The organism is Streptococcus sp. FSL W8-0197 (assembly GCF_037963785.1).
In the GTDB taxonomy this organism is placed as follows: Bacteria; Bacillota; Bacilli; order Lactobacillales; family Streptococcaceae; genus Streptococcus; species Streptococcus oralis_CQ.
The window spans coordinates 1,250,905-1,263,035 of the sequence record NZ_CP150168.1 but is presented as its reverse complement, the minus strand read 5'-3'; the positions used below and the strand labels follow the sequence as shown (position 1 = coordinate 1,263,035).

15 protein-coding genes, 1 pseudogene and 1 other annotated feature are annotated in these 12,131 nt (G+C 43.6%); of the genes and pseudogenes, 15 read left to right on the top strand and 1 reads right to left on the bottom strand.

Annotated features, from left to right (window positions below):
* Positions 1-112 precede the first annotated feature (112 nt).
* From NYE79_RS06405 to rpmA, 4 genes are all read left to right on the top strand, one after another.
* The gene (locus NYE79_RS06405) at positions 113-808 is read left to right on the top strand and encodes a YoaK family protein (protein ID WP_002879917.1); all 696 of its coding nucleotides are present in this window, start codon (positions 113-115) and stop codon (positions 806-808) included.
* A gap of 54 nt (positions 809-862) precedes the next feature.
* Positions 863-951 (top strand) — a sequence feature (ribosomal protein L21 leader region).
* Positions 952-985: 34 nt separating this feature from the next.
* Positions 986-1,300, top strand: a complete 315-nt coding sequence (rplU, locus tag NYE79_RS06400) for a 50S ribosomal protein L21 (RefSeq protein ID WP_000109137.1) — start codon at positions 986-988, stop codon at positions 1,298-1,300.
* A 15-nt stretch (positions 1,301-1,315) separates the two neighbouring features.
* Entirely contained in the window at positions 1,316-1,660 is a 345-nt protein-coding gene (locus NYE79_RS06395) for a ribosomal-processing cysteine protease Prp (protein ID WP_000613704.1), read from the top strand.
* 16 nt (positions 1,661-1,676) lie between these two features.
* The gene (gene rpmA, locus NYE79_RS06390; RefSeq protein ID WP_000916509.1) at positions 1,677-1,970 is read left to right on the top strand and encodes a 50S ribosomal protein L27; all 294 of its coding nucleotides are present in this window, start codon (positions 1,677-1,679) and stop codon (positions 1,968-1,970) included.
* Between the two features lie 166 nt (positions 1,971-2,136).
* Here rpmA and NYE79_RS06385 read toward each other — a convergent pair.
* A pseudogene (locus NYE79_RS06385) lies at positions 2,137-2,211 on the bottom strand (AraC family transcriptional regulator); the annotation flags it as partial.
* Between NYE79_RS06385 and NYE79_RS06380 the strand changes: the two are divergent.
* The 11 genes from NYE79_RS06380 (at position 2,204) to trmFO (ending at position 12,093) form a co-directional block, all read left to right on the top strand.
* Positions 2,204-3,112, top strand: coding sequence for a LysR family transcriptional regulator (locus NYE79_RS06380; protein ID WP_001025717.1), 909 nt, complete (start codon positions 2,204-2,206; stop codon positions 3,110-3,112). The pseudogene NYE79_RS06385 and the gene NYE79_RS06380 overlap by 8 nt on opposite strands.
* A complete protein-coding gene (gene lspA, locus NYE79_RS06375) occupies positions 3,109-3,570 on the top strand; it encodes a signal peptidase II (RefSeq protein WP_227232341.1) in 462 nt (153 codons plus the stop codon). Before NYE79_RS06380 ends, lspA begins: the two co-directional genes overlap by 4 nt.
* Positions 3,560-4,459 carry an RluA family pseudouridine synthase gene (locus NYE79_RS06370; RefSeq protein WP_227232342.1) on the top strand — a complete coding sequence of 300 codons (900 nt, stop codon included), beginning with the start codon at positions 3,560-3,562 and terminating at the stop codon, positions 4,457-4,459. Before lspA ends, NYE79_RS06370 begins: the two co-directional genes overlap by 11 nt.
* Before the next feature lie 100 nt (positions 4,460-4,559).
* A complete protein-coding gene (gene proB, locus NYE79_RS06365; RefSeq protein ID WP_227232343.1) occupies positions 4,560-5,669 on the top strand; it encodes a glutamate 5-kinase in 1,110 nt (369 codons plus the stop codon).
* 9 nt (positions 5,670-5,678) lie between these two features.
* The gene (locus tag NYE79_RS06360) at positions 5,679-6,941 is read left to right on the top strand and encodes a glutamate-5-semialdehyde dehydrogenase (protein ID WP_339293628.1); all 1,263 of its coding nucleotides are present in this window, start codon (positions 5,679-5,681) and stop codon (positions 6,939-6,941) included.
* A 3-nt stretch (positions 6,942-6,944) separates the two neighbouring features.
* Complete coding sequence (gene proC, locus NYE79_RS06355; protein ID WP_339293627.1) at positions 6,945-7,742, top strand: pyrroline-5-carboxylate reductase; 798 nt, start codon at positions 6,945-6,947, stop codon at positions 7,740-7,742.
* 120 nt (positions 7,743-7,862) lie between these two features.
* Entirely contained in the window at positions 7,863-8,501 is a 639-nt protein-coding gene (tmk, locus tag NYE79_RS06350; protein ID WP_096407625.1) for a dTMP kinase, read from the top strand.
* Positions 8,498-9,388 carry a DNA polymerase III subunit delta' gene (locus NYE79_RS06345; RefSeq protein WP_227232346.1) on the top strand — a complete coding sequence of 297 codons (891 nt, stop codon included), beginning with the start codon at positions 8,498-8,500 and terminating at the stop codon, positions 9,386-9,388. The genes tmk and NYE79_RS06345 overlap by 4 nt, the downstream gene beginning before the upstream one ends.
* 38 nt (positions 9,389-9,426) lie before the next feature.
* Positions 9,427-9,744, top strand: coding sequence for a DNA replication initiation control protein YabA (gene yabA / locus NYE79_RS06340; RefSeq protein ID WP_000358229.1), 318 nt, complete (start codon positions 9,427-9,429; stop codon positions 9,742-9,744).
* Positions 9,745-9,746: 2 nt separating this feature from the next.
* Positions 9,747-10,625, top strand: coding sequence for a 16S rRNA (cytidine(1402)-2'-O)-methyltransferase (gene rsmI, locus NYE79_RS06335; RefSeq protein WP_339293626.1), 879 nt, complete (start codon positions 9,747-9,749; stop codon positions 10,623-10,625).
* 133 nt (positions 10,626-10,758) lie between these two features.
* Positions 10,759-12,093, top strand: coding sequence for a methylenetetrahydrofolate--tRNA-(uracil(54)-C(5))-methyltransferase (FADH(2)-oxidizing) TrmFO (trmFO, locus tag NYE79_RS06330; protein WP_339293625.1), 1,335 nt, complete (start codon positions 10,759-10,761; stop codon positions 12,091-12,093).
* Positions 12,094-12,131: the final 38 nt, after the last annotated feature.

Genomic DNA, 12,131 nt, shown 5'->3' with positions numbered 1-12,131 from the left:
TAGAAAAGAAGGACTATCCAACAGATGGTAAAAATTTTCAAATGGGCTACGAATTTCTTGGAGAAAGTGGTACAATATTTAGATAAGTAGATGAAATGAGAAGGGGGAGAAGATGAGATTATTACCAATAAGAAAAATATCACGTCAGTCTAAGAGGCTAGCGCTTTTTTTGACTTTTTGTGCAGGGTATGTCGATGCCTATACCTTTATCGTGCGAGGGAACACCCTTGTGGCTGGACAAACAGGGAATGTGGTTTTTCTCTCTGTAGGACTCATTCAACAAAATGTATCGGATGCTAGTGCTAAAGTAATGACCTTGCTTTTCTTTATGATGGGTGTCTTTTTTCTGACATTGTATAAGGAAAAACTACGAATTGTTAAAAAGCCGATTTTGTCCTTGATTCCACTTGCAGTCTTATCCCTAATTATAGGCTTTGTGCCGCAAACGGTTGACAATATCTATCTCGTACCGCCCTTGGCCTTTTGTATGGGTCTGGTGACAACTGCTTTTGGAGAAGTGTCAGGTATTGCCTATAATAATGCTTTTATGACAGGGAATATCAAACGAACCATGTTGGCTTTTGGAGATTATTTCCGGACCAAGCATACGCCTTTCCTACGAGAGGGCTTGATTTTTGTTAGCTTGCTTAGCAGTTTTGTCTTCGGAGTTGTTTTTTCAGCTTATTTGACGATTTATTATCAGGAGAAGACAATTCTAGGTGTTCCTCTTATGATGAGTATCTTTTACTTCAGTATGCTTTTTGCTTCTTGGAGAAAAAAAGGAAAGAAAAAGCTTAAATTTGATTGATTTCGCTTGTAAGAAAAAAGAAGATATGCTATACTTGAAGAGTTGACTATGCACAGTCCTGTGCAACCGCACGAACATCGTTTGCTCACATAGTGAGTATAAAGTGGTTCGTCCCACGATGCTAGGCGAGTCTTCACAAAAATACGGGGAAACCCTAAAAATCATAGGAGGTGCATAATGAGCACATACGCAATTATCAAAACTGGCGGAAAACAAGTTAAAGTTGAAGTTGGTCAAGCAATCTACGTTGAAAAATTGAACGTTGAAGCTGGTCAAGAAGTTACTTTTAACGAAGTTGTTCTTGTTGGTGGTGAAAACACTGTTGTCGGAACTCCACTTGTTGCTGGAGCTACTGTAGTTGGAACTGTTGAAAAACAAGGAAAACAAAAGAAAGTTGTTACTTACAAGTACAAACCTAAAAAAGGTAGCCACCGTAAACAAGGTCACCGTCAACCATATACAAAAGTTGTCATCAACGCAATCAACGCTTAATTTTAAGGAGAACACATGATACAAGCAGTCTTTGAGAGAGCCGAAGATGGCGAGCTGAGGAGTGCGGAAATTACTGGACACGCCGAAAGTGGCGAATACGGCTTAGATGTCGTGTGTGCATCGGTTTCTACGCTTGCCATTAACTTTGTCAATTCCATTGAGAAATTTGCAGGCTATGAACCAATCTTAGAATTAAACGAAGATGAAGGTGGCTATCTAAAGGTTGATATACCAGCGGATCTTCCTTCACACCAGAGAGAAATGACGCAGTTATTCTTCGAATCATTTTTCTTAGGTATGGCAAACTTATCGGAGAACTCTTCTGAGTTCGTCCAAACCAGAGTTATCACAGAAAACTAACACGGAGGAAAACATTATGTTAAAAATGACTCTTAACAACTTGCAACTTTTCGCCCACAAAAAAGGTGGAGGTTCTACATCAAACGGACGCGATTCACAAGCAAAACGTCTTGGAGCTAAAGCAGCTGACGGACAAACTGTAACAGGTGGATCAATCCTTTACCGTCAACGTGGTACACACATCTACCCAGGTGTAAACGTTGGACGTGGTGGGGACGATACTTTGTTCGCTAAAGTTGAAGGCGTAGTACGCTTTGAACGTAAAGGTCGCGATAAAAAACAAGTTTCTGTTTACCCAATCGCTAAATAAAAAGGTCCAGTGAACCTTTTTATCCCGAGCCTTGAAATGAAAAGGCGAGGAAGCTAGAAGTAGCATAAAATAAGGCTTTCCGAGTTTTCGGAGAGCCTATTTTTTTGTTTTGATACACATTTTGAATTTAATAGAGAATAGTTAGATTTAAACTTGCGATGGACACTTTTTTCTTTTTTGGAAAAGTTCTGAAATATGGTATAATGAACAGATAGAGAAGTTGGGGGTAAAAGATGAACATTCAACAATTACGCTATGTTGTGGCCATTGCCAATAGTGGTACTTTCCGTGAAGCTGCTGAAAAGATGTATGTTAGTCAGCCAAGTCTGTCTATTTCTGTGCGCGATTTGGAAAAAGAGCTGGGTTTTAAGATTTTCCGTCGGACGAGTTCGGGGACTTTTTTGACCCGTCGTGGTATGGAATTTTATGAGAAAGCGCAGGAATTGGTCAAAGGATTTGATGTTTTTCAAAATCAATATGCCAATCCTGAGGAAGAAAAGGATGAATTTTCCATTGCCAGCCAGCACTATGACTTCTTGCCACCAACGATTACGGCCTTTTCGGAACGTTATCCTGACTACAAGAACTTTCGTATTTTTGAGTCTACCACAGTTCAAATTTTAGACGAAGTGGCTCAAGGACATAGTGAGATTGGGATTATCTACCTCAACAATCAAAATAAAAAGGGCATCATGCAACGGGTTGAAAAGCTTGGTTTAGAAGTTATTGAACTAATTCCTTTCCAGACTCACATTTATCTTCGTGAAGGGCATCCTTTAGCACAGAAAGAGGAATTGGTCATGGAGGACCTAGCGGATTTACCAACGGTTCGGTTTACTCAGGAAAAGGATGAGTATCTATACTATTCAGAGAACTTTGTCGACACCAGCGCGAGCTCGCAGATGTTCAATGTGACCGACCGTGCTACTTTGAATGGTATTTTGGAGCGGACAGATGCCTATGCGACTGGATCTGGATTTTTAGATAGTGACAGTGTTAATGGCATCACAGTCATTCGTCTCAAGGATAATCTAGATAATCGCATGGTCTACGTCAAACGGGAAGAGGTGGAGCTTAGCCAAGCTGGGACTCTTTTCGTTGAGGTTATGCAAGAATATTTTGATCAAAAGAGGAAATCATGAAAAAAAGAGGAATAGTAGCAGTCATTGTACTGCTTTTGATTGGGCTGGATCAGTTGGTCAAAAATTATGTTGTCCAGCAGATTCCACTGGGTGAAGTTCGTTCGTGGATCCCCAATCTCGTTAGCTTGACCTATCTGCAAAATCGTGGGGCAGCCTTCTCCATGCTGCAAGATCAGCAGTGGTTATTTGCTGTCATTACACTGGTCGTCATGGTAGGTGCCATTTGGTATCTACATAAACACATGGAGGATTCTCTCTGGTTGGTTTTTGGACTGACCCTGATAATCGCGGGAGGTCTGGGCAACTTTATCGACAGAATGAGTCAAGGTTTTGTGGTGGATATGTTCCACCTAGACTTTATCAACTTTGCAATTTTCAATGTGGCTGATAGCTATTTGACAGTTGGTGTGATTATTTTATTGATTGCAATGCTTAAAGAGGAAGTAAATGGAAATTAAAATTGAAAGAGGCGGACTCCGCTTAGACAAGGCTCTGTCAGACTTGACAGAATTGTCACGCAGTCTCGCTAATGAACAAATCAAAGCGGGACAAGTTTTGGTTAATGGCCAAGTCAAGAAAGCAAAATACACTGTCCAAGAGGGGGATGTCGTCACCTACCATGTTCCAGAGCCAGAAGTTTTGGAGTATGTAGCTGAGGATATTCCGCTAGACATCATCTACCAAGATGAGGATGTGGCTGTCGTCAACAAGCCTCAAGGGATGGTGGTTCATCCCAGCGCAGGTCATACCAGTGGAACCTTGGTCAATGCCCTCATGTACCATATCAAGGACCTGTCAGGTATCAATGGTGTTCTCCGCCCAGGAATCGTTCACCGCATTGACAAGGACACATCAGGTCTGCTCATGATTGCGAAAAACGATGAGTCCCACTTGGCGCTTGCCCAAGAACTCAAGGACAAAAAGTCTCTACGAAAATACTGGGCGATTGTTCACGGCAATCTGCCAAATGATCGTGGGGTGATTGAAGCACCGATTGGACGGAGCGAGAAAGACCGTAAGAAACAAGCTGTGACTGCCAAAGGGAAGCCAGCAGTGACTCGTTTTCAAGTCTTGGAACGCTTTGGAGATTATAGTTTGCTAGAGTTGCAACTGGAGACAGGACGTACCCATCAAATCCGTGTCCACATGGCTTATATTGGTCATCCAGTCGCTGGGGATGAGGTCTATGGTCCACGCAAAACCTTGAAAGGACATGGACAATTTCTCCATGCTAAGACTTTAGGATTTACCCATCCGAGAACAGGTGAAACCTTGGAGTTCACAGCAGATATTCCAGAAATTTTTAAAGAAACGCTGGAAAGATTGCGTAAAACTGAGAATAGATAAAAGAGTTGAGATAGCTGTCTCAACCTTTTTCATTTCAAGTCTTTTCTATTTTAAAGTATTCATGTTATAATGGATAAATATGAAGAATCGGAGTGAGAATATGAAGTACAAACGAATCGTCTTTAAGGTAGGGACTTCCTCCTTGACAAATGAAGACGGGAGTTTATCAAGAAGTAAAGTAAAGGCAATTACCCAGCAATTGGCTATGCTGCATGAGGCTGGACATGAGTTGATTTTAGTGTCATCTGGGGCAGTTGCCGCTGGATTTGGAGCTTTGGGTTTTAAAAAACGTCCGACTAAGATTGCAGATAAACAAGCTTCGGCTGCAGTTGGACAAGGTTTGCTCCTAGAAGAATACACAACCAACCTCCTCATGCGCCAAATAGTCTCTGCGCAAATCTTGCTGACACAGGATGATTTTGTAGATAAACGTCGTTATAAGAACGCCCATCAGGCCTTGTCTGTATTGCTTCATCGTGGTGCCATTCCTATCATCAATGAGAACGACAGTGTCGTTATTGATGAGCTCAAGGTTGGGGACAATGATACTCTGAGTGCTCAGGTAGCGGCTATGGTTCAAGCAGACCTATTGGTTCTCTTGACGGATGTAGACGGTCTCTATACTGGAAATCCCAACTCAGATCCAAGGGCTAAACGTCTTGAGAAAATTGAGACTATCAATCGTGAGATTATTGATATGGCTGGTGGAGCAGGTTCGTCTAATGGTACAGGTGGGATGTTGACTAAGATCAAGGCGGCTACGATCGCAACAGAGTCGGGTGTGCCAGTCTATATTTGCTCGTCCCTGAAATCAGATGCCTTGATTGAGGCAGCTGAAGAGACTAGGGATGGTTCCTACTTTGTTGCACAGGAGAAGGGACTTCGTACCCAGAAACAATGGCTGGCTTTCTATGCTCAAAGTCAGGGAACGATTTGGGTAGATGGTGGAGCTGCAGAGGCACTTTCAAAAAACGGGAAAAGTCTCCTTTTATCGGGTGTGGTAGAAGTGGAAGGAAACTTCTCTTACAACGATATTGTAACAGTAGCAGATAAAGAAACAGGTCAATCTCTTGGAAAGGGACGTGTCCAATTTGGCGTCTCAGCCCTAGAAGATATGCTCCGTTCTCAAAAAGCTAAGGGAGTCTTGATTCACCGTGATGACTGGATTTCCATCACTCCTGAAATCCAGCTGCTCTTTACAGAATTTTAGAGGTGAACGATGGTAAGTACACAAGAACAATTTGAACAAGTACAGGCTGTTAAGAAATCAATCAATACTGCTAGTGAAGCAGTGAAAAACCAAGCCTTGCTAGCCATGGCTGATCAGTTATTGGCAGCTACTGAGGAGATTTTAGTGGCAAATGCCCTCGATATGGAAGTGGCCAAGGGGAAAATCTCAGATGTTATGCTAGACCGTCTTTATTTGGATGAAGGACGTATAGAAGCTATGGCAAGAGGGATTCGTGAAGTGGTTGCTTTACCAGATCCCATTGGTGAAGTCCTAGAGACAAGTCGTCTTGAAAATGGCTTGCTTATTACCAAGAAACGTGTGGCTATGGGTGTTATCGGTATTATCTATGAAAGTCGTCCAAATGTGACGTCTGATGCGGCTGCCTTGGCTCTCAAGAGTGGTAATGCAGTCGTTCTTCGTAGTGGTAAAGATGCCTATCAAACTGCCCGTGCTATTGTCACAGCCTTGAAGAAGGGCTTGGATACGACTACCATTCATCCAGAGGTGATTCAACTGGTGGAAGATACTAGCCGTGAAAGTAGCTATGCTATGATGAAGGCCAAGGGCTATCTAGATCTTCTCATTCCTCGTGGAGGTGCTGGCTTGATCAATGCCGTGGTTGAGAATGCCATTGTGCCAGTTATCGAGACAGGAACTGGAATTGTCCATGTCTATGTAGATAAGGATGCAGATGAAGACAAGGCTCTATCGATTATCAACAATGCTAAAACCAGTCGTCCTTCTGTCTGCAATGCCATGGAGGTCTTGCTGGTTCATGAAGACAAGGCAACAAGCTTCCTTCCTCGCTTGGAGCAAGTGCTGGTTGCAGATCGAAAAGAAGCTGGACTGGAACCAATTCAATTCCGTCTGGATAGCAAAGCAAGTCAGTTTGTTTCAGGTCGAGCAGCCGAGGCCCAAGACTTTGATACCGAGTTTTTAGACTATGTCCTAGCGGTTAAGGTTGTGAGTAGTTTAGAAGAAGCGGTTGCGCATATTGAAGCCCACAGTACCCATCATTCAGATGCCATTGTGACAGAAAATGCTGAAGCTGCAGCTTACTTTACAGATCAAGTAGATTCAGCAGCGGTTTATGTCAATGCCTCAACGCGTTTCACTGACGGTGGGCAATTTGGTCTTGGATGTGAGATGGGGATTTCTACTCAGAAACTGCATGCGCGTGGTCCAATGGGCTTGAAAGAGTTGACCAGCTACAAGTATGTGGTTACTGGTGACGGACAGATAAGGGAGTAAGAGATGAAGATTGGATTTATCGGTTTGGGGAATATGGGTTCTAGCTTGGCCAAGGCTGTCTTGCAGGCCAAGACGGGTACTCAGATTCTTCTTGCCAATCGTAGTCAAGCGAAAGTAGATGCTTTCATTGCCAACTTTGGAGGTCAGGCTTCCAGCAATGACGAAACCTTCGCAGAAGCAGATGTGATTTTTCTAGGAGTAAAGCCTGCTCAGTTTTCTGAACTGCTTGCTCAATACCAGACCATCCTTGAAAAAAGAGAGAGTCTTCTTTTGATTTCTATGGCGGCTGGATTGACTTTGGAAAAACTGGCAAGTCTTCTGCCAAGTCAACACCGGATTATTCGCATCATGCCCAATACACCAGTGGCTATCGGCCAAGGAGTGATTAGTTATGCCATGTCAGCAAACTGTCGTGCTGAGGACAGGGAACTCCTTTGTCAGCTTTTAGCCAAGGCTGGTCTCTTGGTTGAACTTGGGGATGGCTTAATTGATGCTGCGACAGGGCTTGCTGGTTGTGGGCCTGCCTTTGTCTACCTCTTTATCGAGTCTTTGGCAGATGCAGGTGTTCAGACAGGATTGCCACGAGAAAGGGCTTTGAAAATGGCAGCCCAAACAGTAGTCGGCGCTGGACAAATGGTCCTTGAAAGTCAACAACATCCTGGAGTCTTGAAAGACCAAGTTTGCAGCCCAGGAGGTTCGACTATCGCCGGTGTAGCAAGTCTGGAAGAACATGCCTTTAGAGGCACTGTCATGGACGCAGTTCATCAAGCCTATAAACGAACACAAGAACTAGGTAAATAAGAGGTTGGATGACTCCCAGCCTCTTTTATGGTCGATTGAATGGAGAAGACGCAAAAAGATTGTCACAAAAACCTATTTTTTTGATAGAATAGAAGGTAGAAAAAAAGAAATGAGTTAGACATGTCAAAAGGATTTTTAGTCTCTCTTGAGGGACCAGAGGGAGCAGGAAAGACCAGTGTTTTAGAAGCTCTGCTCCCAATTTTAGAGGAAAAAGGAGTAGAAGTGCTGACGACTCGTGAGCCTGGTGGAGTCTTGATTGGGGAGAAAATTCGTCAAGTGATTTTGGATCCAAGTCATACTCAGATGGATCCTAAAACAGAGCTTCTTCTTTATATCGCTAGTCGCAGACAGCACTTGGTGGAAAAAGTTCTTCCAGCCCTTGAAGCTGGCAAGTTGGTCATTATGGACCGCTTCATCGATAGTTCCGTTGCATATCAGGGATTTGGTCGTGGCTTGGATATTGACGCCATTGATTGGCTCAACCACTTTGCGACAGATGGCCTCAAACCTGATTTGACACTTTATTTTGACATTGAGGTGGAAGAAGGACTGGCTCGCATTGCTGCCAATAGTGATCGCGAGGTCAATCGTTTGGACTTGGAAGGCTTGGACTTGCACAAGAAAGTCCGTCAAGGCTACCTTTCTCTTCTGGACAAAGAAGGAAATCGCATTGTCAAGATTGATGCGAGTCTTCCTTTGGAGCAAGTTGTGGAAACGACCAAGGCTGTCTTGTTTGACAGAATGGGCTTGGATAAATGAAACAAGATCAACTAAAGGCTTGGCAGTCAGACCAGTTTGACCGCTTTGTCCGTATCCTAGAACAAGACCAGCTCAATCACGCCTATCTCTTTTCAGGTTTCTTTGGAAGCTTGGAAATGGCGCAGTTTTTGGCTAAGAGCCTCTTTTGTACGGATAAAGTAGGCGTTCTACCATGTGAGAAATGCCGAAACTGCAAGCTGATTGAACAGGAAGAATTTCCCGATGTTACTTTAATCAAGCCAGTCAATCAGGTCATCAAGACAGAACGAATTCGAGAATTGGTGGGTCAGTTTTCTCAAGCAGGGATTGAAAGTCAGCAGCAGGTCTTTATTATTGAGCAGGCGGAGAAAATGCATCCCAACGCGGCTAATTCTCTGCTCAAGGTCATCGAAGAACCCCAGAGTGAGGTTTACATTTTCTTCTTGACCAGCGATGAGGAAAAGATCTTGCCAACTATCCGGAGTCGTACCCAGATTTTCCACTTTAAAAAGCAAGAAGAAAAACTCATCCATCAATTAGAGCAAGCAGGTCTAGTTAAGAAAAAAGCGACTCTCTTAGCCCAGTTTTGTCAATCACGTGTTGAAGCAGAAAAACTGGCAAACCAGGCAAGTTTTTGGATCTTGGTCGATGAGAGTGAACGCCTGCTGACCTGTTTATTAGCTAAGAAAAAAGAAAGTTATCTCCAAGTTGCTAAATTAGCCAGCTTGGCAGATGACAAGGAAAAACAAGATCAGGTTTTGCGAATCCTCGAAGTCCTCTGTGGGCAGGATCTCTTGCAAGCAAGGATTCGACAGATTTTACAAGATTTGATAGAAGCTAGAAAAATGTGGCAAGCCAATGTCAGTTTTCAAAATGCCTTGGAATACCTGGTTTTGAAGGAAATATAAACTCAAAATGAAGAATAAAGAAAGGAAAGGGCTGGTTTATGGACAAAAAAGAATTATTTGACGCGCTGGATGATTTTTCCCAACAATTACTGGTGACCTTGGCCGATGTGGAAGCCATCAAGAAAAATCTCAAGAGCCTGGTAGAGGAAAATACAGCTCTTCGATTGGAAAATAGTAAGTTGCGCGAACGCTTGGGCGAGGTGGAAGCAGATACTCCCGTCAAGGCTAAGCATGTTCGTGAAAGCGTCCGTCGGATCTATAAAGACGGTTTTCACGTATGTAATGATTTTTATGGACAACGCCGAGAGCAGGACGAGGAGTGTATGTTCTGTGACGAGTTGTTATACAGGGAGTAGGCATGCAGATTCAAAAAAGTTTTAAGGGACAATCTCCCTATGGCAAGCTTTACCTAGTAGCAACGCCGATTGGCAATCTAGATGACATGACCTTTCGTGCCATTCAGACCTTGAAAGAAGTGGACTGGATTGCGGCTGAGGACACCCGTAACACGGGCCTTTTACTCAAGCATTTTGACATTTCCACCAAGCAGATCAGTTTTCACGAGCACAATGCCAAGGAAAAAATTCCTGATTTGATTGGTTTCTTGAAAGCGGGACAAAGTATCGCTCAGGTATCCGATGCGGGTCTGCCTAGTATCTCGGACCCTGGTCATGATTTGGTCAAGGCAGCTATTGAGGAAGAAATCGCAGTTGTTACCGTTCCAGGTGCTTCTGCAGGGATTTCTGCCTTGATTGCCAGCGGTTTAGCACCACAGCCACATATCTTTTACGGTTTCTTACCGAGAAAATCAGGCCAGCAAAAGCAATTTTTTCAAGCCAAAAAAGCCTATCCAGAAACTCAGATTTTCTATGAATCACCCCACCGTGTAGCGGATACGTTAGAAAATATGCTAGTAGTTTACGGTGACCGCTCGGTAGTCTTGGTCAGGGAATTGACCAAAATCTATGAAGAATACCAACGAGGAAAGATTTCAGAGCTACTAGAAAGTATTGCTGAAACGCCACTCAAGGGTGAATGCCTTCTCATCGTTGAAGGTGCCAGTCAGGATGTGGAGGAAAAGGACGAGGAGGACTTGTTTTCAGATATCCAAGCACGCATCCAACAAGGCATGAAGAAAAATCAAGCCATTAAGGAAGTTGCGAAACTCTACCAGTGGAATAAAAGCCAACTCTACGCTGCCTATCACGAATGGGAAGAAAATCAAGAAAATGACTAAACAGGGAAGTTTGCCTTCTTCCCTTTTTTTGTTATACTAGTAGAAGAAAAATTAGAAAGATTTGTGGGTGTCAAATAGTCTAGTAACTTGTTTTGATATGAACTTAGGTTCCACCCAAAGAGGTATTAGTGTCGTGTCTCAATCTTATATCAATGTTATCGGAGCAGGTTTGGCAGGTTCTGAAGCAGCTTACCAAATCGCAGAACGTGGTATTCCAGTTAAACTCTATGAAATGCGTGGGATCAAGTCAACACCCCAGCACAAAACAGACAATTTTGCTGAGTTGGTTTGTTCCAATTCCTTACGTGGGGATGCTTTGACAAATGCCGTTGGACTCCTCAAGGAAGAAATGCGCCGCTTGGGTTCTGTCATCTTGGAGTCTGCTGAGGCTACACGTGTTCCTGCAGGCGGTGCCCTTGCGGTGGACCGAGATGGATTTCCCCAGATGGTGACTGAGAAAGTGTCCAACCACCCCTTGATCGAAGTAGTGCGTGATGAAATTACAGAATTGCCGACTGATGTTATTACAGTTGTCGCTACTGGTCCTTTGACCAGCGATGCTCTAGCTGAGAAGATTCATGCCCTTAATGACGGCGATGGATTCTATTTCTATGACGCGGCGGCGCCTATTATCGATGTCAATACTATCGATATGAGCAAGGTCTATCTCAAGTCTCGTTATGACAAGGGAGAGGCGGCCTACCTCAATGCTCCAATGACCAAGCAAGAGTTTATGGATTTTCATGAAGCCTTGGTCAATGCGGAAGAAGCACCGCTCAATTCCTTTGAAAAAGAAAAGTACTTTGAAGGATGTATGCCTATCGAAGTCATGGCCAAGCGTGGCATTAAAACCATGCTTTATGGTCCGATGAAGCCAGTCGGTTTGGAGTATCCAGACGACTACACAGGACCTCGTGATGGCGAATTTAAAACCCCTTATGCAGTTGTTCAACTTCGTCAGGACAATGCGGCTGGTAGCCTCTACAATATCGTTGGTTTCCAAACCCACCTCAAATGGGGGGAGCAAAAGCGTGTTTTCCAAATGATTCCAGGTCTTGAAAACGCTGAGTTTGTCCGTTATGGGGTCATGCACCGCAATTCTTACATGGATTCACCAAATCTTCTCGAGCAAACCTATCGTTCTAAGAAACAACCCAACCTCTTCTTTGCTGGTCAAATGACGGGTGTGGAAGGCTATGTTGAGTCAGCAGCCTCAGGCTTGGTTGCAGGTATTAACGCGGCTCGACTCTTCAAGGGTGAAAGTGAAGCTATCTTCCCAGAGACCACAGCGATTGGAAGTCTAGCTCATTACATCACTCATGCGGACAGCAAACATTTCCAACCCATGAATGTCAACTTTGGCATTATCAAGGAGTTGGAAGGCGAGCGTATCCGTGATAAGAAGGCTCGTTATGAAAAAATTGCAGAGCGTGCTCTTACCGACTTAGAGGAATTTTTAACGGTTTAATTTTTTTGAAAGAATTGCTCATGATACTATAAAAATCT

Excerpts from the sequence above, each read along its gene's own strand:
- NYE79_RS06405 (WP_002879917.1), top strand. The coding sequence starts at position 113 with ATGAGATTATTACCAATAAGAAAAATATCACGTCAGTCTAAGAGGCTA.
- rplU (WP_000109137.1), top strand. The coding sequence starts at position 986 with ATGAGCACATACGCAATTATCAAAACTGGCGGAAAACAAGTTAAAGTT.
- NYE79_RS06395 (WP_000613704.1), top strand. The coding sequence starts at position 1,316 with ATGATACAAGCAGTCTTTGAGAGAGCCGAAGATGGCGAGCTGAGGAGT.
- rpmA (WP_000916509.1), top strand. The coding sequence starts at position 1,677 with ATGTTAAAAATGACTCTTAACAACTTGCAACTTTTCGCCCACAAAAAA.
- NYE79_RS06380 (WP_001025717.1), top strand. The coding sequence starts at position 2,204 with ATGAACATTCAACAATTACGCTATGTTGTGGCCATTGCCAATAGTGGT.
- lspA (WP_227232341.1), top strand. The coding sequence starts at position 3,109 with ATGAAAAAAAGAGGAATAGTAGCAGTCATTGTACTGCTTTTGATTGGG.
- NYE79_RS06370 (WP_227232342.1), top strand. The coding sequence starts at position 3,560 with ATGGAAATTAAAATTGAAAGAGGCGGACTCCGCTTAGACAAGGCTCTG.
- proB (WP_227232343.1), top strand. The coding sequence starts at position 4,560 with ATGAAGTACAAACGAATCGTCTTTAAGGTAGGGACTTCCTCCTTGACA.
- NYE79_RS06360 (WP_339293628.1), top strand. The coding sequence starts at position 5,679 with ATGGTAAGTACACAAGAACAATTTGAACAAGTACAGGCTGTTAAGAAA.
- proC (WP_339293627.1), top strand. The coding sequence starts at position 6,945 with ATGAAGATTGGATTTATCGGTTTGGGGAATATGGGTTCTAGCTTGGCC.
- tmk (WP_096407625.1), top strand. The coding sequence starts at position 7,863 with ATGTCAAAAGGATTTTTAGTCTCTCTTGAGGGACCAGAGGGAGCAGGA.
- NYE79_RS06345 (WP_227232346.1), top strand. The coding sequence starts at position 8,498 with ATGAAACAAGATCAACTAAAGGCTTGGCAGTCAGACCAGTTTGACCGC.
- yabA (WP_000358229.1), top strand. The coding sequence starts at position 9,427 with ATGGACAAAAAAGAATTATTTGACGCGCTGGATGATTTTTCCCAACAA.
- rsmI (WP_339293626.1), top strand. The coding sequence starts at position 9,747 with ATGCAGATTCAAAAAAGTTTTAAGGGACAATCTCCCTATGGCAAGCTT.